The following is a 21,739-nucleotide window of genomic DNA, read 5'->3' on the forward strand; positions in this document are numbered from 1 at the left end:
GGATACATTAGAGTCAATGATTTAACTGTAATTAACGGAATGGATTTTCCATTTACACATAATTCTTGACGCTACCTTTTTCCCTTGATATAAAAGCAAAAAAGCTAATAAAAAACGTTTTCATTATTTGTGTATTATGTTATTATAAAAACGTAGAAATAAAGGGGGAGTTATTATGAATAATATTGAAATTGGTCTTTCATACGAATGCCGAGCAATCGGAATAGAAAAAGAAGTTGTCGGAGTGGCAGAACAACTTTACAACAATACTATTTTAATTAACGTTGTAAGCTGTGACCCAATAGACCGTGCATCAGTGATTGAGCTGCAAAATCGGTTGTTAGTGAAGTATGACGATGTGCTTGCGTGTCTCGAAACAGAATGTACCGCTTAACGCTATATAAACACATGTGAAATAGTGCGCTTGTTATAAAATCGGTTTTCTCCTTTATTTCAAAGGGAAAACCGATTTTTTTATTTGAAATATGTGATTTTTATTTGAATATAGGCTGTTTTAAGTTAATACTGGACCGCTATTAAATCAAAAAAGCAGCCAACAATGAAAATCGGCTGCTAATCTTTTTAGTTTATCCAAAGTGCAGCAATCACTTTAGCTTTGACGCTGGTGCTCTGGGGGATTAGAATGGCTAATTTGTCGCTTAATACCCCCTCGACTGCTTGTGCTTGAAAGGCTTGGTTTTGTAATGACGTGTTGATTGACCAGACATAAACGCCTTGCTTTCGTTGATGGATTGCTTGGATTAATTGACGATTCGCCGTTCGGGCTTCGATGTTGATAAAATCCAACTGCGTCTTAGGGCTTCCTAATAGGTCAAAAGGTAAGATATAGCCGACTTTGTGCTTAGAAAAGGTTTTTTTTAAGTTCTGAGCCGTCTCTAAATCCATGCTTTGTAATTGATGTCCAACCAATTGATCTTTTAAAGGTAGCAGTTGTTGGATTATCGTTTTCTTGGTTTTAGTACTAACCTTTAATTCGATCAGTAATTTTTGCTGGAGCTTGTTTGCTTCAGCTAAATAATCTGCAAATAGAGGGATCTTTTCCTGATAACCGTTTTCTTTTAAGGTCATTTTTTTTAATTGGGACCAGTTTGTTTTGTCAATTCGTAAATTTTTTCCGGCAAGCTCATTCAAGTCTTCGTCGTGCATCACGACTAATTGGTGATCGGCGGTTTCTTGAATATCCATTTCAACCAAATCAGGATGATACGTGTGATTCGTCCGTTTAAGCGCCGTGATTGAATTTTGTAGCGCGTTATTATCGGACACGCCTCGATGCGAGATGGTTTGTGAAATGGGACCTGGCTTGACTGATAATTGTTGCGTATACGCGAGTCCCGAAAGAGCGGTACTAGCAATAACTGGAAAAATCAGCCAGTAGTTTTTGCTTGAGGTGTGTACTGCTTCCGCCTGATTATTGAAGGTTAGATATAAAAAGAAGAGAGCAAACAAACTGTTTTTACAGATTTGATAGAGCAGCAATAGACTCAGACCTGCAGTCTTCGTTGTGACCAGCTGTGCCATTAGGATGAATAGGACTTTCAATAGCAGACCACTTAATAAAAAGAGTAAAGGAATCAATAAAAAAGAAAGAAATTGAAGACTAATGGTAAGCTTCTTTTGCTTCCAACTTTTTTGTAGGCTTGTTTTTAAAGGAAAGCCGTCGTTTAAATAGCTCGGAACCAGCAGAAATCGCCAGATGAAATAAAGCAATAGTAAATAGAGTACAGCGATGATTGGCAAGATTTTCCAGCGATACAGGAAGATAAAGGATAAGAAGGTGGCTGGCAGTGGCCGGTAAGCTAAAAAAAGCTGATAGAATTTAAAAAAAGTGATAGGGGAAAGGATCAGCCAATAGAGACTGCTGATAAGTATCCCGCTTAGAGAAAAATCTTGAAAAAACGTTTTGCGAGTTTGGATTTGATTAAAGAAAAATCCATACAAACCAAGCAATGCGAAAAAGAGTAGGTAGAAAAGCTTTGAAAAGTTTCCGTTACGGAATAGTTCTTGGAAAAATAAAAAGAGCCCTTCGGTTAAAAATGACAAACCAAAGGTAAGGATAAAAAAATCCTGTAAACGAATAGAATGAAAAAAAGGCTTAACAGTACGACTGATGAACTTCATGGCTCCTCCTAGGCAAAAGAAAAGTCCACTAAGATTAGTGGACGAGTAAGTGTGATAATAAGCTGCCACCTTGCAATAAAGCTAAACTATATAAAAAGATCGAAGCAGGTTTAGCTAAAAAGATGATCGCGCTATATTTTTTAAATGAGATGTTTGTCAAACTAGCCATTAGACAAAGGGCATCATCTGGAGCGACGGGAAAGAATATCGCTAATGCAAACATTTTTTCGAAACGGGATTGATCATCTAACCAGTGATTATACTTCTGATATACCTTATCACTTACGAGATGTTGAATCAAGGGTTTACCATAGTGACGGCCTAGTAAAAATAAGATCAATGACCCAATACAAATACCGATGTAGTTATATAGAAAGCCCCAATAAGGACCGAAAATCAAAACGCCGGCAGCGAGGCTGATACCTCCTGGGATGATTGGAATGACAACTTGAATAATCTGAATCAAAATAAAGACAAGCGGTCCGGCAAGGGGAGAGTTTCCCACAAGTTGCTGCAACGAATTCATATCATTGAATACACCTAAATGATAGAAGTAAACAGTTAAACTGATTGAACAGGCAATCCCTAATAAGGAAATAATATTTAGTAATCGTCGTGATTGAACAACGCTCATTTGATTCAGCTCCTTTACCTTCATACTTGAAGTATAAGGGATAAAGCAAAAAAAAGCATAGGTCTAAGGTTGTAATTTAGCATTATAGGATTAAACTTAAATTTTTTTTTAGATATTTGATGAGGGCATTTTTATCCTTGACTTGCTAGTAACGAGCAGCAACCAAGTCTCTTTTTATTATTTTGGCTGGAAGTTTGAGCGCGTGCGCTTTAAGGCCCGCTCGATTAAATTCGTAAACATGAACCCTAAGGCGATTGCTCCAGCGGTAACGAGGACTGTCACGACTTTTTCCATAGACTCTGTAAATTTCTGATCCATCATGTAACGCACGGCCATAAAAGCAGGACCACCAGGAACTAGCGGGACTAAACTAGGGACGTTAAAGACGATCACAGGCATGTGCATTTTGCGAGAAAAGAGAATGCTCATGAGTCCGATCATTAAAGCGCCTAAAAAGTTAGAGATGCCAATATTTTGATGACAGTAGGTTTGTAAAATCCAAAAAGTCATCCAACCTGTTGCGCCAGTCAGCCCGCAAGTAAAGAATGCGCGACGAGGAATATTCGTAATAATGCCAAAGGTAATGGTACTAAACATACTAAAAAGAAAATTAATGATAAAGGTCATGGCTGGGCTCCTTATTTTCGGTTGATTGGGTTGGTTACTAGATGACTAAAAAAAGTTAAAGGCGACGATAATGCCCCCGCCGATGGCTCCTGCAATAAATAAAGCCTCTGTACCACGAGCTACACCGCTAATCAAATGTCCTTCCATAATATCGCGAAAGGCATTCGTAATGGCTAGTCCCGGTACTAACGGCATGATGGAGCCGATAATCAGACTGTTGACATCTTGGGCAAAGGCGGTCTTAACTGCTAGTAAGGACAAGACGCCAATTACAAAGGCGGCGAGAAAATCATTTAGAAAATTCATTTGGAGCTTCTTGCCGACAAAGGTGTGAACCGCGAAACCGGTAATCCCGATAAAGAATGTTGGGATAAAATCATACCAAGTCCCATTCAAAATGATCATTAACGTGCTGCTGACGACACCGGCAGCGATAATTTTCCATAAGTAAGGGAAGTCCGGGGTCTGGTTATCGACCTCGTTTAAATAAAGATAAAAATCCGGTAGTGAGAGTTCGCCTTCCGCAAATTGACGGGAACCTTGGTTGACGGCGGTCACTTTTTCCAAATTGATCGATTGACGGGTGATTTGAATTACCTGACTATTTTGTTCAGAAGGGAAGCCGACGACTAAGCCGGTGGCGGTGACATATGTTTGAATATCGTCTAGTCCCGCGTTGATAGCGATTCGTTTCATAGTATCTTCCACTCGATAGACCTCAGAGCCTGACTCCATCATTATTTTTCCGGCCTTTAAGCAGGTATTTAAGACTAATTGCGAATAATTTTGTTGCTCCATAAAGATTCCCCCTCTGTACTCCAATACTATAGTAGTGAAAATAAAGAAAATAGACAAGAAAAAGAATAAGGATTGTCACAAACTACGAGAAAAAGTATAATAAAGTAACAAGATTTTTTTAACCCAGTAAGACTTATTTTTTTTAAAGAAACAAAAATAAATCAAAAGCATAACGGTACTTTTATTTTTTAATTATAGAAACAGGAAATTATAAAATGAATAAAAACGGTTCCACCCCTTATGTAAGAAAAAAATTCATTTTAAGATTTACTATTTGTAAAAAATGTCACTAAATTTAGATAACATGTTGCATAAGGGTTGCAAAACTAATCAATTTTTGATTAAAATAAAATGACAAGAAAAATAATAACATTCTGGGAGGAATAGAAATGAGAAGAAAAGTTTATACCAAAGACCAGATTTTAAAGGCTGCCTATGAAGTTGTTGAAAATGAAGGGTTCTCTGGATTTACAGCACGGAACATCGCAAAAAAAATGGGAATCAGCACGCAACCTATCTATTTAGAATTTAAAAACATGAGTGATCTTAAAAATACTTTGTTAGATGAAATTTGTAATCACCTGTACTACGATATTTTCCCAGAAGTTCGGACTGGCGATTCAATCATCGATCTAGGCTTAAGCTATGTGTATTTTGCCAAGGAGCAAAGTAATCTCTACAATGCTTTGTATGTACAAGAATACGGCGGCGGTAAAAAAATGCACGACTTTTCATACAATTACTTCCACCAATTGATTATGGAACATCCGAAATACAGCAAGCTATCTGAAAAGAAAATTAATGCGCTACACGTTGGGACATGGATTGCTGTGACCGGGATTGCAACGTTGATGTCTTCTGGTATCATTTCACCAAGTCAAGATGAAATTGTTCATCTGATTAACCGGACAATCAACAATATCTTGAAAGAAGAAGATACTTCTGTCTTAGACGCATTATAAATCTTGACAAATTGAAGCAAAGAGGTAAGATGGATGATGCGGAAGGTTGGCAGAGTGGTAATGCACCGGACTCGAAATCCGGCGAGCCGCAGTAATGTGGTGCACGGGTTCAAGTCCCGTACCTTCCTTTTATCTTATCGTTATCGAGCTGGAACACGGAGCAGTTGCTTTTCCGTATTCCAGCTCTTTTTCTGATATAATGAAGTGAACGAATGGTTTATTGTGCCGCAACGAAATTAAGGAGTGAGGATAAGTGGAAGAAACAGTTTTCTTTAATTTAGGCAATGCTCTGGCGTCGAAGCGTGATCCTAAGGAGTTGATCAAAGAGGCCCAAATCGTGAAAGACAAACGCGACCCATTGGGAAAGCTCGTGATCGTTGAAGACGAGAAAAATGAAATGCATATTTTATTTGAATTAGATGATCAATTAACAGTATCCGATCAAGGAGAAGCGTTTAAAGTAAAGAAGATCATCGAATAAATGGACAAAGATAAGCGTCACTTTGAGAGAAATGTCTAAAGCATTCCACTCGAAGTGGCTTTTTTTTACAATTGGAAAGACGTATGATTCGACTGTTGGGCGCTTTTTTTATAAGCTCAAAGAAAAAGATTCGAGGCTGGTCATATGATTAAATTAACCGTTGAGATTACTAAGACGAGTACCAAAGTAAAAACTGAAGAAGGGGCGGAGCTGGTTTTTTATCAAGAGGGGAAGAAACTACCAGCGATCACTTCTGATCAGTTATTGATTTATGTTACAGGCCGTGAACCTAAAGCAATCGATTATAATCATGAGTGGGATAAGTCGGCTATTAAGGAGGCAGATCAAGTGATTGCCCTCACGGTTCCGTGGGATATTGAAGGAATGGAGCTGGCTCAAGTGATGCTGCAAGCGTGGCAGGACAATCAATTAGCGGTGAAAAATCTATTTGACACAGCTAAAATCGCGGCCAATCATTTTCCGATGTTAACCAGTACGCAAACGGAATTGTTTGAGATTTTTGCGACCTTTGGCATTGTCAAGGAAAAACAAAAGAAGAAACCAATGAAAGCCCAACATCGCTGGAATAAAAAGGTCAGTGAGATTCCTTTTTATATTGATTACAGTGATTCAAAAGGAGAGGTACTTTGGCAAAAACGTAATGAGATGTTGCTGAAGGCAGGAGCCAAGTTAAAAATTGAGATGCCTTTGAATAAAGATGGCTCGATTGGCTTCAGTGCTCGACTGACCGAAAAGCTGAGGGCGGATTACAGTGACAAAATAGCCAATGGTGTGACGACTGAGGATATTATTTTAAAAAGTGTTAATGAAGTTGGGCTCTTTCTTTACTTTGCCGGCACAAATGGCTGGTTAGTCTTAAAGGATCAAAATGGCAAAACGATTGATGAGTATACCGTAGTAAAATAAATCGGAGCTACAAAAAAACGCAGCGCTTCTTGTGGAAGCACTGCGTTTTTTTGCGATTATAAATCAAGGTATTTTGTTAAGTAATCGGCCATGCCGTCTTCGCTGTTAGGCAGTCCAGTAATATCGTTAGCAACAGCCTTTAATTGATCCGTCCCATTGGCCATAGCTACGCCCCAACCAGCAAATTTCAACATTTCCACATCATTGTGTTCATCGCCAAAGGCGATAATGTCTTCTTGCTTGTGATTGACGCTTTCTAAAACTCGTTTCAAACCGTGAGCTTTTTGGATACCTTTAGCTACAACTTCCAAAATCGGCTTAGGCCCGCCCCAAGTGTTGACTTCAACCTCTTGACCGAATTGTTGCTTCAATTCTTCAGAAACACTACCGACATTTTCCGGTTGGCTCCTTAGCAGAACAGAGGTTGGATTGGTTTGAAGGGTGTTCACCGTTAATAAATTGTCGTTCGTAGCGAAATCACTCGCAAAAAAGTGTTGGTCGAAAAAGTTTAGGTCATCAATAAAGAAAGTTTCGCGATTTTCCGCTGCAATGAAATCCAGCTTCAAATTTTTCTTTTCTGCTAATAAATCAAACACAATGCTGCGATCAAAGGAAATTTCTTGTTCTCCGGCCCATTTTTTTTCAGGAAGGTGAACCAAGGCACCGTTGAAATTGATCATTGGTGTGGTTAATTTCAACTCTTGATAAAAGTGCTTGCTCATACGGTAGGGTCTGCCAGTGGCGATCACCACAGAGTGTCCATCTTCAATCGCACGATGCAATGTTTTAGCGGTTTTTTCAGTTATTACAGAATCTTGATTTAGCGTCGTCCCGTCTAAATCAATAGCGATTAATTTTTTCATGAAATCTCCTACCTCATTAAAATATTTATATGCAACGTCTACTTCATCAGAAGTTGACCCAAAATTAGGTTTCCAACTCTTATTAGACTAGACGAAGATTCTTAGGTTCAACTTGTTTCAGTCTAGCATATCCATTAAAAAACGCAACAACAGCGCTTAAAACTAATGAAATTATTAAATATATTTCTGATTGGTTAAGCCAACGAAAACGTTTTTGCTAAATTCTCTGGTATAGTAGAGATAGGTAATTGGAAGAAAGTGGGTTTTGAAGCAATGAAAATCAATTGGCGTAGAAATTTATTTGTTTCGTGGATTGGTTGTTTTTTTACGGGTGCAAGCTTTAGTTTAGTCATGCCATTCTTACCTGTTTACATTGAACAGCTGGGAACGCCAGAGTCACAAGTTGAATTGTTTTCTGGCTTGGCGATTTCGGTAACTGCTTTTGCTGCAGCGATCGTTTCACCTTTATGGGGAAGCTTGGCTGACCGAAAAGGTAGAAGGCTGATGATGATTCGAGCCGCAGCTGGGATGACCGTGACAATGGGATCGCTGGCTTTTGTCCCAAATGTTTATTGGCTGTTAATTATGCGGTTTATGACGGGTGTCCTATCAGGCTATATTCCTAACGCGACGGCGATGATCGCCTCACAAGCACCGAAGCAAAAAAGCGGCTGGGCTTTAGGAACGCTCTCAACGGGTGCAGTGGCAGGGAGTTTGATCGGTCCGTCAATCGGTGGACTGCTGGCGCAATGGTTTGGATTAGAAAATGTGTTTATTATTACTGGGATTATTTTATTGGTTTGTACGGTATTAACCATTTTTATGGTCAAAGAAGATTTTACCCCCATCGAAAAGCAAGATGTTGTTAGCATGGGGGAACTGCGCAAACGAATCGATCACATGCCGATCTTGATTGGCTTATTTATCAGTACCTTGATTTTACAGTTAGGGGCGACTAGTATCAGCCCGATCTTGACATTGTATGTTCGACAACTAAGTGGTCCTAGTAGCAATATTTTATTGGTCAGCGGATTCATCGTTTCAGCAGCTGGGGTGTCAGCAATCTTGTCTTCCCCAACGTTGGGGAAAATCGGTGATCGGATCGGCAATCATAAAGTTTTATTAGGGGGACTAGTGCTATCTCTTTTATGTTTTATTCCCATGGCCTTTGTCAAAACACCGTTTCAATTGGGTGTGCTGCGTTTCTTCTTAGGTTTCTCTACGGGGGCTTTGATGCCATCGATCAATACGTTGATTGGCAAAATCAGCCCGCCAGAAGGTGTTAGTAGGATTTACAGCTACAATCAAATGTTTAACAATTTTGGTCAGGTGATTGGTCCCATGCTAGGCTCGACGGTGGCTCACACGATGGGCTATCCCGCTGTTTTTATCGTGACGAGTGTCTGCGTCTTTGGAAATATTATTTTGAGTACCTTTAATTTTCGGAAGCTGTTAATAACGAAAACAAAAATATAAGTTAAAAAGAAATTGGTTTAAAAATTAGGGTAATGATAGTTTGAAGGTTTAAAAAGAAAGGAGAAGGGGAATGAAACGATTGATGCTTTTTGATTTGATTATGGCAATTTTTGGAGCAATCGGTGCCGGAGCAGCTTTGATTCCTGGCGGAGCTGCTAGTATGGGAGTGACTACCGATATGTTGGTTCATGCCCCCTTCAATACTTTTTTAGTTCCAGGAATTTTTTTGCTGGTCGTAATTTTTGGTGGGAATCTTATGAGTGGGATTTTACTTGGAAAAGGTCTTGGTATAGGTGCCTACTTGTCTGTTTTCATGGGTTTTATTACCGGAGTATGGATTATCATCCAGTGGCTATTGATGACGGCTATTTTTCCAATTCAGTTAATTTTTGTGATGATTAGCCTTATTCAAGGAACCGTGGCATTCTGGTTGATTCGTAACGATAAACTACCCGTACCTTTTTCTGCGTATCAGCATTAAGTTAGTAGCAGTAAAATTGTATTGACGGAACTTTTTCTGAGACTAGCAGTTTGAAATAAACAAAAAACCAGTTACAATAAAGTAACTGGTTTTGTTTATGCTTCAGTTTTTTTGGGTGAAACAAAACGTGCGGTAATAATTGCGATAACACCAACAATTAACGAGATAATCGTAGATAGTTCGAAGTTATAAGTTCCGCTTTGCAAGGCACCACCTAAATAACAAACGGCTTGTCCAATTGCGAAAGCCCAAAATAATGTAACTAGATATTTCATCAAGAGCACCTCTTTTCGCAGTAATATCTAGGTTTAGTTTAGCATTTTTTTTGAAAATGTAAAGAAAAGTCCTGCAATAAAAATGAATTTTCATTTATAGGAATAGGGGAACTTTTTGAGACGAACGTTGTTACTATTAACGATTTTTTAAATTCGTGTTACACATAAGATACAGTCAGTTTTATTTGAAACTATCACTACGAACTAGGAGGATCTCATGGGAATCCCACAACTATATACAAAAACTTCCTATTCACTATTAAACAGTACCCTGACAATCAAGGAATACGTTGAGGCCGCAAAAAAGCGTGGTTACTCGGCGATCGCTATTACCGATGAAAATGTCTTGTACGGCGCGGTAGAATTTTTCCAAGTCTGCAAAGCGCAACAAATGCTTGGGATCATTGGTTTAGAGTTGGATTTTAGTTTGGCTGAAGAAACAGCGAAATTACTACTTTATGCAAAGAATGTCGCAGGTTATCAGGAATTGATGCGCTTGTCGAGCGAACGCATGATGGCGGAAACACCATTGTTACTCTCAGACTACCAGCTTCAGACGGAAAATTTAATACTTGTCTTACCGATAGATGGCTTGGAGGAACGCCGAGACGCTGCAATTACGGAAGTGCTAAAGGAAGCACCGAAAGAATGCTATTTAGGAATTTCACCAAGCAGCGATACGTCAGATTTGACGACACAATTACCGAGAATTGCGATCCAACAAGTGGCTTACTTGGAAGCTGATCAGGCTTTTTCCATTAAGGTGATGCAGCATATCCAAAAGGGGACCCAACTACCAAAAGAGGAACTGAGTAATCTATTGGGGAAAAACTACCTATTAGATAGTCAAGTATTGGAGGAAAGCTTCCAAAAGGGGACGGAGGCTGTCAGAAATGCCGAAGCAATCATTGAGAAGTGTCAGTTTGAACTCCCGCTACATCAAAAATTATTGCCTCATTATCCCGTACCAACCAAGCAAACGGCCAACGAGTATTTACAGGAGTTATGCTGGGAGAAATTATCGCAGCGGGTCGAATCAGTTACAGAGATTTATCGTCAACGTCTGACGCGTGAGTTAGCGATTATTCATAGCATGGGCTTTGATGACTATTTCTTAATCGTTTGGGATGTCATGGATTATGTTCATCGCAGCAAAATTGCTTCTGGGGCAGGTCGTGGGTCCGCAGCCGGTTCTCTAGTAGCTTATGTTCTGAGTATTACCGATGTTGATCCAATCAAATACGATCTTTTATTTGAACGTTTTTTGAATCCAGAACGCAATAGCATGCCCGATATCGATCTGGATATTCCTGATAATCGCCGCAATCAAGTTTTGCATTATGTCCATGAAAAATATGGTCATTTCCATGTGTCGCAAATTGCGACCTTTGGGACAATGGCGGCCAAAATGGTCTTACGGGATGTCGGACGAGTGTTTGGTCTTTCCCAAAGTGAAGCCAATCAATGGTCGAAAGCCATACCGAGTCAACTGAAAATTACGTTGAAGGAGGCCTATGAAAAGTCGGAACCCTTGAAACGCTTAGTTGCCCATGATGAGCGGAGTCATTTGCTGTTTCAGACCGCTTTAACGTTGGAAGGCTTGCCCCGCCACGTTTCCACTCATGCTGGTGGTGTAGTAATTAGTGATGTGAATTTACTGCAAGTCGTGCCATTGCAAAATGGTTCGGAGGATATTTTACTGACCCAGTTCACCATGACGGATGTAGAGACGATTGGCTTATTGAAAATGGACTTTCTGGGATTGCGGAATCTTTCCATCATTGATACAGCCTTACAGAATGTCCGTCGTATTTACCATGAGGAACTTGATCTCAAGAAAATTCCTTTAGATGATGCAGAGACTTTGGCATTGTTTCAGCGAGGAGAGACGAGTGGCGTGTTCCAATTCGAATCTGCGGGTATTCGAAATGTATTACGAAACTTACATCCAACCGACTTTGAAGATATCGTAGCGGTTAATGCGTTGTATCGGCCAGGTCCAATGCAGATCATTGACCAATTCATCGCCCGTAAAAATGGCAAAGAGCCCGTTACTTTTCCAGATACGTCGGTGAAGTCAATCTTAGCACCAACCTATGGCTTTATCGTCTATCAAGAACAAATCATGCAAGTAGCCGCTCAGATGGCGGGCTTCAGTCTAGGGCAAGCCGATATCTTGCGTCGGGCAGTGAGTAAAAAGAAAAAAGACTTATTAGATGAAGAGCGGCGACATTTTGTTGATGGCGCTGTACATCGAGGACATAGCCAAAAAAGTGCTGAAGAAGTCTATGACTATATCGAACGATTTGCGAATTATGGCTTCAACCGTTCTCACTCGGTGGCCTATAGTTTTGTCGGCTATCAAATGGCGTACTTGAAAGTTCATTATCCTGGGGCCTTTTATACGGCATTGATGCAATCAGTACGCAATGACCCCAAAAAATTGCGGGAATATATTGCAGAAGCCAATCGAGCCGGGGTGAAATTATTAGCGCCAGATATTAATCGTAGTCAGTACAGCTTTACGTTAATCGAAAAAGAGTTGATTCGCTTTGGTTTAGATGCTATCAAAGGGATTCGGCGGGACTTTGTCAGCAACATTCTGATGGCTCGTAAAGAAAATGGTTCATTTAATTCCTTAGATCAGTTTTTATTAAGCGTTGAAAAACGCTGGTTGAAAAACGAATACATTGCCCCATTGATTTTAATCGGTGCTTTTGATGAACTGCATCCCAACCGCCGACAACTAGTCGAAGAATTAGAAGGCAAGATCCAAAACGTGCAATATAGTGGAGGCAGCATGTCTTTGCTAGACGTCATGAGTTTAAAGGAGCGACCGTTAGCCGATTATTCGTTAGCGGAGCGTTTGAATTATGAGGAACAATACCTAGGATTGTATGTCTCCGGTCATCCTACTGAGAATTTTCCTAAGTTACTTAAACAAAAGGATTTACGCGCAATCACGGAGTTATCTGTTGGTAGCCGTAGCAAAATTCTTTTCTATTTAAAGGACATTCGCGAGATTCGCACCAAAAAGGGTGAGCAGATGGCGTTCTTGACTGGAAATGATCAAAGTGGCGAGATTTCTTTGACGATCTTCCCACAAACTTATCGTCGAATTCGTAATTCGCTAGAGTTGGAAAAAGTTTATTTAGTCGCTGGAAAGGTCGAACGTAGCCGTTATGATCAAGCCACTCAGTTGTTGGTAGAAGAATTAGAATTGGCAGAGTCAGCGGAAGAGAATATCAGCGATCAAACATTGTTTTTACGTGTGCCAGCAGATAAAGAGAATCAAGCAATTCAACAAGCAATTGCCGACAACCTTCAAATTTCTCCAGGAAAAGTGCCGGTAATTATCTATTATGAAAAAAATAGCAAAAAGATTGTGTTGGATAAAAAGTTCTGGGTGGGGATTAATGACACCTTGTTAAATGCTTTACGTGACATATTAGGGGAACAAAACGTTGTAATAAGATGATTTCTTGTAACTTTCAAAAACTTTTTGCAAAAACACGGTGTTTCACGTGGACATCCCAAGACTTTTGGGATGTTTTTTGATAGAATGTACCATGAATTAAACGATGTATGTTTTTCGAGAAATATTTATGAGGTGAGAAAATGAAACGCATTGGAATTTTAACAAGTGGAGGAGACGCTCCCGGAATGAACGCTGCCGTTCGTGCCGTTGTGCGTAAAGCAATTTTCGAAGGAATGGAAGTTTACGGTATTAATTATGGCTTCGCCGGTTTAGTAGCTGGAGACATTCGTCGTTTAGACGTTGCTGATGTTGGAGATAAGATCCAACGTGGTGGTACTTTCTTATATTCTGCTCGTTACCCTGAATTCGAACATGAAGAGGGCCAATTAAAAGGAATCGAACAATTGAAAAAATTCGGCATTGAAGGCTTAGTGGTTATTGGTGGCGACGGTTCTTATCATGGCGCAATGGCTTTAACAAAACATGGCTATCCAGCTGTTGGTATTCCAGGGACAATCGATAATGATATTCCAGGGACAGACTTCACGGTTGGTTTTGATACAGCAATTAACACCGTATTAGAATCAGTTGACCGTATCCGTGATACAGCAACTTCACACGTTCGTACATTCGTCATCGAAGTAATGGGACGTAATGCAGGCGATATCGCTTTGTGGTCAGGTGTTGCTGGTGGAGCGGACGAAATCGTTATTCCTGAACATGATTTCGATATGGAAAAAATTGCGAAGAAAATCCAAGCAGGCCGCGACCGCGGAAAGAAACATTGCCTGATTATCTTAGCTGAAGGCGTCATGGGCGGAAATGAATTTGCTGATAAATTGGCAGAATACGGCGACTTCCATACACGTGTCAGTGTATTAGGTCACGTTGTTCGTGGTGGCTCTCCAAGCGCTCGCGACCGTGTATTAGCAAGTAAATTTGGTTCATATGCCGTTGACTTATTATTAGAAGGTAAAGGCGGATTGTGTATTGGTATCCAAGACAATGAAGTCGTTGCTGCAGATATTATTGACGCATTAGAAAACAAAAAACACAAACCTGATTTATCTTTGTATGAATTGAACAACCAAATCTCATTTTAATCTCGTTAATAATAGTGCAGACTATATATTATAAACAATCAAGAATGGAGCGTATTACGTAATGAAAAAAACGAAGATCGTTAGTACATTAGGACCAGCAAGTAACACAGTTGAAACAATTTCTCAATTAATCGAAGCTGGTGCCAACGTGTTCCGTTTCAACTTTTCACACGGAGATCACGAAGAACAATTGTCACGTATGCAAATGGTTCGTGATGCAGTCGAAAAAACAGGTAAAGATGTTGGGATCTTATTAGATACAAAAGGTGCTGAAATCCGTACAACTGTTCAAGACACAACAGAAGCAGACTACGGTCGTGCTGGTTATATCGAATTTAACGTTGGCGACGAAACACGCATCTCAATGGACCCTGAATTAAAAGGAACAAAAGAAAAAATTGCTGTGACTTACCCAGGACTATTCGAAGATGCACATATCGGCGGACACATTTTATTCGATGATGGTCTTATTGACATGGAAATCGTAGACAAAGATGAAGCAAACCGCGAATTAGTAATGCTAGTTAAAAATGCTGGTATGCTAGGTTCTCGTAAAGGTGTGAACGCTCCTGGAATCTCTATCAACTTGCCAGGGATCACTGAAAAAGATGCAGACGATATTCGTTTTGGTTTAGACAATGACATCAACTTTATTGCGGCAAGTTTTGTCCGTAAAGCACAAGATGTTCTTGATATTCGTGAAATTCTTGAAGAAAAAAATATGACACACGTTCATATCTTCCCTAAAATTGAATCACAAGAAGGAATCGATAATATCGACGAAATCATCAAAGTTTCTGACGGTATCATGATTGCTCGTGGCGACATGGGTGTTGAAATCGCACCTGAATTGGTACCAATGGTTCAAAAACGAATCATTAAAAAATGTAACTACGCTGGTAAACCAGTAATCACTGCAACTCAAATGTTAGAATCAATGCAAGAAAATCCACGTCCAACACGTGCGGAAGCCTCTGACGTTGCCAATGCTGTATTTGACGGAACAGATGCAACTATGCTTTCTGGTGAATCTGCAAACGGTAAATACCCAGTTGAAGCTGTTGGTACAATGGCTCGCATCGATATGGAAGCTGAATCTGCTTTATCAGAATTAGGTTCATTCCAAATCAACGAATTCGACAAATCAAACGTAACTGAAACAATTGGTTTATCTGTTGCTCGTGCTGCGAAAAACTTAGGTATTAAAACAATCGTTGCTGCGACTGAGTCAGGCCACACAGCTCGTATGATCTCTAAATACCGCCCAGATGCTGATATCTTGGCTGTTACTTTTGACGAACGCACAAAACGTAGCTTGATGGTTAACTGGGGTGTTTACCCAACAGTTGCTGAAAAACCAACAACAACTGATGAAATGTTCGACTTAGCTGCTCAACAAGCGGTTGATTTAGGCTTCGCTAAAGAAGGCGATTTAATCTTAATCACTGCTGGTGTACCAGTTGGAGAACGTGGAACAACTAACGTAATGAAAGTTCAAATGATCGGTTCTAAATTATTAGAAGCGCAAGGTGTTGGTGAAGCAACAGTCGTTGCTCATGCAGTCGTTGCTAAATCTGCTGAAGAAGCAATTAAAAAAGCAAAAGACGGTATGGTTTTAGTTGTTCCTACAACGGATAAAGAATATATGCCAGCAATCGAAAAAGCGGCCGCTTTGATCGTTGAAGATGGTGGTTTGACTTCTCATGCTGCAGTCGTGGGTATCGCCCAAGATATCCCTGTAGTCGTGGGTGCTAAAGAAGCAACGTCAACTGTTGTTGACGGTGAATTAGTCACTGTTGACCCTCGTCGTGGTATTGTATACCGTGGACAAACAACAGCGATCTAACAATCTTTAGATCAGCTTTTAAAAAGAAGTGCGGGGGGACTGCGACAATTTGTCACAGTCTCCTTTTGCGAAGTTTTCTAATCACGCTTTAGCGTGATTAGAAAAATCGTATGCAAAACGAGAATGACTACATTTTTCAAGATTTTTGAAAAATATAATGTTCTATTGAAGACAGCTTTTCACTACTATTAAGTGAATTAAATTGGGTGACATGGATATTTCTAAAAAGGCACAACGAGTTTTGTTTGGCTAGTGAGCTTTCTAAGTTGAATTTTTCAACAATAAGCAAAAATTTATATAAATCTGAATGGTGATTTCTATAAATTTACGTCTTATTGTTCAAAATTTAGACGAGTTTGAACAGCCTTTAAGGGTGTCAAGAAAATTTCATTGACAAAGATTTTTTACACCTGTATAATAGCGATTGTTGCTTAGAGGTGATGAATAATGAAATGGTCGATTGGCGAATTACGCCGCTACAAAGAAGAAGCACTAAATTTTTCAGAAACGATCGATGTAAGTGAAACATTAACAGCGCGAGATAACGAAATCTTGGCGGTAGCTCCGGTTACTGTGGAGGGTCTCTTGTCTGTTGGGAAAAATGAATACATTTTACATTATCAATTGAAAACTATTGTAACTGTTCCTTCAGCACGTTCCTTGGAACCAGTTGACTTGCCACTTGATTTATCAGTGGATGAGGTATTCATGACACGGGAGCAATGGTCTTCATTGGAAGATGAACGAGACGAAGAGATCCTTGTCATAGACAATGATACGATCGACTTGACGGACTCCATCGAAGACAACATTTTATTGGCAATTCCGCTACAAGTTTTTTCTGAGGAAGAAAAGCAAGCAAGCAGCCTCCCAAAAGGCAACGATTGGGAAGTCGTTAGCGAAGAAGAGTATTTCCAGAAAAAGGAATCTGCTGAAACAATTGATCCTCGTCTTGCGAAGTTATCGGAATTATTCAATGAGGAAGATGATCAGTAAGATTGGAATAAATGTATCATTAATGATACTTCATTTTATAAGGAGGTGTAACACCCAATGGCAGTACCAGCTAGAAAAACATCAAAAGCTAAAAAGAACAAACGTCGTACTCACTACAAATTAACCATCAAAGGTTTGAACGAATGTCCAAACTGTGGCGAAATGAAGAAGAGCCATCACGTATGTGCCAACTGTGGCTACTATGATGGAAAAGATGTTATGTCTAAAGAAGCATAAGCACTTTTTAATAGAGAAGCCAAAACCTCAAGACTAACCATGGAGTCTTGGGGTTTTTTTCTTAGAGTTAACACAATTCATTTTCCATTCTCACTTTGTTAGGATATAATGAGAAACGTATTGAATACTAATGGAATGATTTTACTGCGTGTTCAATGGATGTTAGAAACGTTAAACATGGAAAGAATCTATCTTATTTTTCTAAAGAAAAATAAGTGTTTAACACGAATTAGGAGGATAATTATGTCAAAACAACAATTTGGTGTCGTAGGTATGGCAGTAATGGGCAAAAATTTAGCCTTGAATATTGAAAGCCGCGGGTATTCTGTTGCCTTGTACAATCGGACAGGCTCAAAAACAGAGGAGGTTGTTGCCGAACATCCTGATCGCAAGTTGAAAGCTACTTTTTCGATTGAAGAATTTGTTGATTCGATTGAGAAACCTCGTCGAATTTTATTGATGGTCAAAGCAGGGCCTGCTACGGATGCAACAATCCAGTCATTATTACCTCATTTAGATAAAGGCGATATTTTGATTGACGGAGGAAATACGTTCTTTAAAGATACGATTCGACGGAATGAAGAATTAGCCAACTCAGGAATCAATTTCATCGGTACTGGTGTCTCCGGTGGTGAAAAAGGCGCGTTAGAGGGGCCTTCTATGATGCCAGGTGGTCAAAAAGAAGCTTATGATTTAGTTGCGCCGATCTTTGAACAAATCGCCGCTAAAGCTGAAGATGGTGAACCATGTGTCACTTATATTGGTGCGAATGGTGCGGGTCATTATGTAAAAATGGTTCATAATGGCATTGAATATGGCGACATGCAATTAATCGCCGAATCGTATGACTTGATGCAACAATTATTAGGCCTAACAGTTGATGAAATGGCGGATGTCTTCTCTGAATGGAACAAAGGTGAATTAGACAGCTATTTGATCGAGATTACAGCAGATATTTTGACACGTAAAGACGATGAAGGATCTGACCAACCGATTGTGGATGTAATTATGGACGCAGCTGGTAATAAAGGGACTGGTAAATGGACTTCACAAAGTGCGCTAGACCTTGGTGTACCACTACCACTAATTACTGAATCAGTTTTTGCTCGTTTTATTTCTGCGTACAAAGATGAACGGGTTGCAGCCAGCAAAGTCTTGCCAAAACCAGCTCCTTATAAATACGAAGGCGACAAACAAGAATTGATCGAAAAAATCCGTGAAGCATTATATTTCAGCAAGATCATGAGTTATGCGCAAGGATTTGCACAATTACGCAGTGCTTCAAAAGAATATGGATGGGACTTGCCGTTTGGTGATATCGCAAAAATCTGGCGTGCTGGCTGCATCATTCGTGCTCGATTTTTACAAAAAATTACGGATGCTTATGAAAAGGATGCCGACTTGGCAAACTTAATGCTAGATGAATACTTCCAAGAAATTACTGCGAAGTATCAACAAGCCGTCCGTGATGTTGTAGCGATTGCGGTTCAAGCGGGAGTTCCAGTTCCAACCTTCTCATCAGCGATCACTTATTATGATTCTTATCGAGCTGAACGGTTACCAGCTAACCTAATTCAAGCGCAACGTGATTACTTTGGTGCTCATACTTATGAACGGACCGATAAAGAGGGGATTTACCATTACAGCTGGTATCACGAAGAATAAAAGACAGCTGATTTGAAATCCCTTGTTAAACTGGCTATATCTTTTTAGTGTGAATTCCACTATAATGGTAAAGGTTTAATGAAACTTAACTTGGAAAGGAACTAAAAAAATGAGTAATATTCTGATCATTGAAGACGAAAAAAATCTAGCTCGTTTTGTCGAGCTGGAATTAAAGCACGAAGGCTACGAAACAGAAGTGCATTATAATGGCAGAACTGGTCTTGAAGCTGCATTGGAAAGTGACTGGGATGCAATTTTACTTGATCTAATGTTGCCTGAATTAAATGGTCTTGAAGTTTGTCGTCGTGTTCGTCAGGTGAAAAATACGCCAATCATTATGATGACAGCTCGTGATTCAGTTATTGACCGCGTTTCAGGATTGGATCATGGGGCAGACGATTATATTGTCAAACCTTTCGCAATCGAAGAGTTATTAGCACGTTTACGTGCATTGCTTCGCCGTATCGATATCGAAGGCGATAAAAATGTTGCTAAACAGACAACAATTACTTACCGCGATTTAACGATCGAAAAAGAAAATCGAGTGGTTCGCCGTGGTAATGAAATTATCGAATTAACAAAACGCGAATACGAGTTGCTATTAACACTAATGGAAAACGTCAATGTGGTTCTTGCCCGTGATGTTCTATTAAATAAGGTTTGGGGCTATGAAACAGAAGTCGAAACCAATGTAGTAGACGTGTATATTCGTTACTTGCGTAATAAAATTGATGTACCCGGTGAAGATAGCTATATCCAAACGGTTCGTGGTACTGGTTACGTTATGCGCTCATGAGAAAATTTATTAAGAATCAAAGAGAACTGAAAGGGCCCTCACTTACCATCAAGTGGGCCTTTACAAGTTCTTTCTTTATATTTGTGGTGTTTACTATTTTTGCGGTAATTACTTACAAATCCTCCGTGAATCTAATTGTAACCAAGGAGCGGAACAACGTCGAACGAACCATTACAGCGGTGACTTCGCGTCTGGCGGATGCCGATGAAGAATTGACATTGGTGAGTACGTACCGTACATTAACGGAGTCTGCGGCTCAAGACAACTCTTTATACGATCAAAACATGACCTTAGAAGGCAATATGATGCGCATTGACGATTTCATATCAGAGCTCGGTCAGCGGCAACTATCGCTAGACATCTATAATTTAGATAAAAAGTTGATTTTCAAAACGCAGAAAGACTATCAGCCATTAGTTCAGACAAAGCATAAAAGTCCTACAATTGTGACAGTAGATGAAAAAAATGGTTTTCTGTCTGTTGAACCGATCTATTCCAAAAAAACCGGTGAAAAAATTGGCTATGCCCAGATATTTTATGAACTTTCAGATTTTTATGAGATGCGTAGCAAATTGCTATTAACGTTGATCATTTTAGAAATATTCTCGCTGCTGTTAAGTAGTTTCTTTGGTTTCTTATTGTCTTCGTATTTCTTGAAGCCGGTAAAAATTCTCCGTGATACCATGGAAATTATTCGTCAGGACCCGCAAGCAGAAGTCCGTGTTCCAGATATCACGACTAATGACGAGTTAGCGGATCTAGCGGTGATTTTTAATGATGTGATTGATCGGATACGGATGTATATTGAGCAACAGGAGCAGTTTGTAGAGGATGTTTCTCACGAATTAAGAACACCAGTCGCTGTAATTGAAGGCCATCTGAATATGTTAAACCGTTGGGGGAAAGATGATCCTGAAATCCTTGATGAGTCGATTCAAGCTAGTTTGCAGGAGCTTGTTCGGATGAAGAGTCTTGTTCAAGAGATGTTGGATTTATCTAGAGCTGAGCAGGTAGATGTTTATTATGGGAATGAAACTTCAAAAGCAAAAGAAGTTACGTATCAAGTGTTTAATAATTTCAAACTGCTTTATCCAGAATTTACCTTTACCTTAGATGATGATTTAGATAAAGAAAAGGTTTTAAAAATTTATCGCAATCACTTAGAACAAATTTTGATTATTATTTTAGATAATGCGGTGAAATATTCGACGGACCGTAAGGAAGTTCATATTTCTGTTTCTTCAACCTTTAATCGTTTCGAAATCGCGATTCAAGATTTTGGTGAAGGAATTCCTGATGAAGATATTGATAAAGTATTTAATCGTTTCTATCGAGTAGATAAGGCTCGTGCTAGAACAAAAGGTGGAAATGGATTAGGATTATCTATCGCTCATAAACTTTTAGAGAGCTATAAAGGAAATATCAGTGTCGAAAGTTCTGTTGGGAAGGGTACAATTTTTAGAATTTTCATTCCAATGCTAGAAGAAAAAACAACCGAGTAAAATTCGGTTGTTTTTTTATGCGAAAATTCTAAGATAAAATTATTCCAGATAGCGTTATTTTTGCTGTAAAATCGAACGTTATTTTAGAGTTCTACAGGAACGTTCGAAAAAGTAAAAAAGATTGAAAAAAGTTCAAAAAATAGTTGCAATATAACTTGAAGATTGCTATATTATTATCTGTTCCCAAGAGAATAAAACATCTTGAAAAAAGATTCAAAATAATAGTTGACGGATGTTTTCACTTGTGGTATTTTTATAAAGTCGCTGATGCGAGAGATCGTTCGAAAATGTTTTTTTATAAAAAGTTTTTGAGAAAAAACTCTTGACATGCAGACAGTAACCTGTTAAGATATAAAAGTTGCTGAAACAAAGTGACAAACAATGTAGACCTTTGAAAACTGAACGAATAAAACAAACCAAATGTGTAGGGCGCTTCTTTTATAGAAGCAA

Annotated in this window: 20 protein-coding genes and 1 tRNA gene; 15 read left to right on the forward strand and 6 right to left on the reverse strand. The window is 39.3% G+C overall.

All coding sequences use genetic code 11. The features are described from left to right. The first annotated feature begins 175 nt into the window (after window positions 1-175). Complete coding sequence (locus tag FFM67_RS11665; protein WP_137614725.1) at window positions 176-394, forward strand: hypothetical protein; 219 nt, start codon at window positions 176-178, stop codon at window positions 392-394. Between the two features lie 188 nt (window positions 395-582). Here FFM67_RS11665 and FFM67_RS11670 read toward each other — a convergent pair whose 3' ends face one another. The 4 genes from FFM67_RS11670 to FFM67_RS11685 form a co-directional block, all read right to left on the reverse strand. Further along, window positions 583-2,142: a glycerophosphodiester phosphodiesterase family protein gene (locus FFM67_RS11670; RefSeq protein ID WP_137614726.1), complete on the reverse strand. Its 1,560-nt coding sequence runs from the start codon at window positions 2,140-2,142 to the stop codon at window positions 583-585. A 34-nt stretch (window positions 2,143-2,176) separates the two neighbouring features. Then, the gene (locus FFM67_RS11675; RefSeq protein ID WP_137614727.1) at window positions 2,177-2,776 is read right to left on the reverse strand and encodes a TVP38/TMEM64 family protein; all 600 of its coding nucleotides are present in this window, start codon (window positions 2,774-2,776) and stop codon (window positions 2,177-2,179) included. A 177-nt stretch (window positions 2,777-2,953) separates the two neighbouring features. Beyond that, a complete protein-coding gene (locus FFM67_RS11680; RefSeq protein ID WP_071862830.1) occupies window positions 2,954-3,403 on the reverse strand; it encodes a threonine/serine exporter family protein in 450 nt (149 codons plus the stop codon). A gap of 45 nt (window positions 3,404-3,448) precedes the next feature. Continuing rightward, window positions 3,449-4,201 (reverse strand): threonine/serine exporter family protein, encoded by a 753-nt coding sequence (locus FFM67_RS11685; protein ID WP_137614728.1) that lies wholly within the window; start codon window positions 4,199-4,201, stop codon window positions 3,449-3,451. 389 nt (window positions 4,202-4,590) lie between these two features. Here FFM67_RS11685 and FFM67_RS11690 point away from each other — a divergent pair, with 389 nt between their 5' ends. The 4 genes from FFM67_RS11690 to FFM67_RS11705 all read left to right on the forward strand — a co-directional run bounded on the left by FFM67_RS11690 (window position 4,591) and on the right by FFM67_RS11705 (window position 6,571). Next, entirely contained in the window at window positions 4,591-5,163 is a 573-nt protein-coding gene (locus tag FFM67_RS11690) for a TetR/AcrR family transcriptional regulator (RefSeq protein ID WP_137614729.1), read from the forward strand. A gap of 40 nt (window positions 5,164-5,203) precedes the next feature. Further along, window positions 5,204-5,291 (forward strand) — tRNA-Ser (locus tag FFM67_RS11695). A gap of 125 nt (window positions 5,292-5,416) precedes the next feature. Then, window positions 5,417-5,644 (forward strand): hypothetical protein, encoded by a 228-nt coding sequence (locus tag FFM67_RS11700; RefSeq protein WP_137614730.1) that lies wholly within the window; start codon window positions 5,417-5,419, stop codon window positions 5,642-5,644. A gap of 144 nt (window positions 5,645-5,788) precedes the next feature. Beyond that, a complete protein-coding gene (locus FFM67_RS11705) occupies window positions 5,789-6,571 on the forward strand; it encodes a DUF4357 domain-containing protein (protein ID WP_137614731.1) in 783 nt (260 codons plus the stop codon). 56 nt (window positions 6,572-6,627) lie between these two features. On the opposite strand, the gene FFM67_RS11710 is transcribed toward FFM67_RS11705, so the two are convergent. Continuing rightward, on the reverse strand, window positions 6,628-7,434 hold the full coding sequence (locus tag FFM67_RS11710; protein ID WP_137614732.1) for a Cof-type HAD-IIB family hydrolase: 807 nt from the start codon (window positions 7,432-7,434) through the stop codon (window positions 6,628-6,630). A 273-nt stretch (window positions 7,435-7,707) separates the two neighbouring features. Here FFM67_RS11710 and FFM67_RS11715 point away from each other — a divergent pair, with 273 nt between their 5' ends. Further along, window positions 7,708-8,910, forward strand: coding sequence for a multidrug efflux MFS transporter (locus FFM67_RS11715; protein ID WP_137614733.1), 1,203 nt, complete (start codon window positions 7,708-7,710; stop codon window positions 8,908-8,910). Between the two features lie 70 nt (window positions 8,911-8,980). Continuing rightward, a complete protein-coding gene (locus tag FFM67_RS11720; protein WP_137614734.1) occupies window positions 8,981-9,391 on the forward strand; it encodes a hypothetical protein in 411 nt (136 codons plus the stop codon). A gap of 95 nt (window positions 9,392-9,486) precedes the next feature. Here the strand turns inward: FFM67_RS11720 and FFM67_RS11725 are convergent, their stop codons facing one another. After that, on the reverse strand, window positions 9,487-9,666 hold the full coding sequence (locus tag FFM67_RS11725; protein WP_137614735.1) for a YjzD family protein: 180 nt from the start codon (window positions 9,664-9,666) through the stop codon (window positions 9,487-9,489). Window positions 9,667-9,883: 217 nt separating this feature from the next. Here FFM67_RS11725 and FFM67_RS11730 point away from each other — a divergent pair, with 217 nt between their 5' ends. From FFM67_RS11730 to FFM67_RS11765, 8 genes are all read left to right on the forward strand, one after another. Further along, window positions 9,884-13,144 (forward strand): DNA polymerase III subunit alpha, encoded by a 3,261-nt coding sequence (locus FFM67_RS11730; protein WP_137614736.1) that lies wholly within the window; start codon window positions 9,884-9,886, stop codon window positions 13,142-13,144. A gap of 140 nt (window positions 13,145-13,284) precedes the next feature. Further along, complete coding sequence (pfkA, locus tag FFM67_RS11735; protein ID WP_137614737.1) at window positions 13,285-14,247, forward strand: 6-phosphofructokinase; 963 nt, start codon at window positions 13,285-13,287, stop codon at window positions 14,245-14,247. 61 nt (window positions 14,248-14,308) lie between these two features. Continuing rightward, window positions 14,309-16,093: a pyruvate kinase gene (pyk, locus tag FFM67_RS11740; RefSeq protein WP_137614738.1), complete on the forward strand. Its 1,785-nt coding sequence runs from the start codon at window positions 14,309-14,311 to the stop codon at window positions 16,091-16,093. 447 nt (window positions 16,094-16,540) lie between these two features. After that, on the forward strand, window positions 16,541-17,089 hold the full coding sequence (locus tag FFM67_RS11745; protein ID WP_137614739.1) for a YceD family protein: 549 nt from the start codon (window positions 16,541-16,543) through the stop codon (window positions 17,087-17,089). Window positions 17,090-17,146: 57 nt separating this feature from the next. Further along, window positions 17,147-17,326, forward strand: a complete 180-nt coding sequence (gene rpmF, locus FFM67_RS11750) for a 50S ribosomal protein L32 (protein WP_010740070.1) — start codon at window positions 17,147-17,149, stop codon at window positions 17,324-17,326. A 243-nt stretch (window positions 17,327-17,569) separates the two neighbouring features. Further along, window positions 17,570-18,991: an NADP-dependent phosphogluconate dehydrogenase gene (gene gnd / locus FFM67_RS11755; RefSeq protein ID WP_137614740.1), complete on the forward strand. Its 1,422-nt coding sequence runs from the start codon at window positions 17,570-17,572 to the stop codon at window positions 18,989-18,991. Between the two features lie 109 nt (window positions 18,992-19,100). Next, a complete protein-coding gene (locus FFM67_RS11760) occupies window positions 19,101-19,787 on the forward strand; it encodes a response regulator transcription factor (protein ID WP_071862817.1) in 687 nt (228 codons plus the stop codon). Next, window positions 19,784-21,289, forward strand: coding sequence for a HAMP domain-containing sensor histidine kinase (locus FFM67_RS11765; RefSeq protein ID WP_137614741.1), 1,506 nt, complete (start codon window positions 19,784-19,786; stop codon window positions 21,287-21,289). The genes FFM67_RS11760 and FFM67_RS11765 overlap by 4 nt, the downstream gene beginning before the upstream one ends. Window positions 21,290-21,739: the final 450 nt, after the last annotated feature.

Source organism: Enterococcus viikkiensis (assembly GCF_005405345.1).
Lineage (GTDB): Bacteria > Bacillota > Bacilli > Lactobacillales > Enterococcaceae > Enterococcus_A > Enterococcus_A viikkiensis.

Excerpts from the sequence above, each read along its gene's own strand:
- FFM67_RS11760 (WP_071862817.1), top strand. The coding sequence starts at position 19,101 with ATGAGTAATATTCTGATCATTGAAGACGAAAAAAATCTAGCTCGTTTT.
- gnd (WP_137614740.1), top strand. The coding sequence starts at position 17,570 with ATGTCAAAACAACAATTTGGTGTCGTAGGTATGGCAGTAATGGGCAAA.
- FFM67_RS11675 (WP_137614727.1), bottom strand. The coding sequence starts at position 2,776 with ATGAGCGTTGTTCAATCACGACGATTACTAAATATTATTTCCTTATTA.
- FFM67_RS11730 (WP_137614736.1), top strand. The coding sequence starts at position 9,884 with ATGGGAATCCCACAACTATATACAAAAACTTCCTATTCACTATTAAAC.
- pfkA (WP_137614737.1), top strand. The coding sequence starts at position 13,285 with ATGAAACGCATTGGAATTTTAACAAGTGGAGGAGACGCTCCCGGAATG.
- pyk (WP_137614738.1), top strand. The coding sequence starts at position 14,309 with ATGAAAAAAACGAAGATCGTTAGTACATTAGGACCAGCAAGTAACACA.
- FFM67_RS11685 (WP_137614728.1), bottom strand. The coding sequence starts at position 4,201 with ATGGAGCAACAAAATTATTCGCAATTAGTCTTAAATACCTGCTTAAAG.
- FFM67_RS11670 (WP_137614726.1), bottom strand. The coding sequence starts at position 2,142 with ATGAAGTTCATCAGTCGTACTGTTAAGCCTTTTTTTCATTCTATTCGT.
- FFM67_RS11710 (WP_137614732.1), bottom strand. The coding sequence starts at position 7,434 with ATGAAAAAATTAATCGCTATTGATTTAGACGGGACGACGCTAAATCAA.
- FFM67_RS11680 (WP_071862830.1), bottom strand. The coding sequence starts at position 3,403 with ATGACCTTTATCATTAATTTTCTTTTTAGTATGTTTAGTACCATTACC.
- FFM67_RS11720 (WP_137614734.1), top strand. The coding sequence starts at position 8,981 with ATGAAACGATTGATGCTTTTTGATTTGATTATGGCAATTTTTGGAGCA.
- rpmF (WP_010740070.1), top strand. The coding sequence starts at position 17,147 with ATGGCAGTACCAGCTAGAAAAACATCAAAAGCTAAAAAGAACAAACGT.
- FFM67_RS11725 (WP_137614735.1), bottom strand. The coding sequence starts at position 9,666 with ATGAAATATCTAGTTACATTATTTTGGGCTTTCGCAATTGGACAAGCC.
- FFM67_RS11745 (WP_137614739.1), top strand. The coding sequence starts at position 16,541 with ATGAAATGGTCGATTGGCGAATTACGCCGCTACAAAGAAGAAGCACTA.
- FFM67_RS11665 (WP_137614725.1), top strand. The coding sequence starts at position 176 with ATGAATAATATTGAAATTGGTCTTTCATACGAATGCCGAGCAATCGGA.
- FFM67_RS11765 (WP_137614741.1), top strand. The coding sequence starts at position 19,784 with ATGAGAAAATTTATTAAGAATCAAAGAGAACTGAAAGGGCCCTCACTT.
- FFM67_RS11690 (WP_137614729.1), top strand. The coding sequence starts at position 4,591 with ATGAGAAGAAAAGTTTATACCAAAGACCAGATTTTAAAGGCTGCCTAT.
- FFM67_RS11715 (WP_137614733.1), top strand. The coding sequence starts at position 7,708 with ATGAAAATCAATTGGCGTAGAAATTTATTTGTTTCGTGGATTGGTTGT.
- FFM67_RS11705 (WP_137614731.1), top strand. The coding sequence starts at position 5,789 with ATGATTAAATTAACCGTTGAGATTACTAAGACGAGTACCAAAGTAAAA.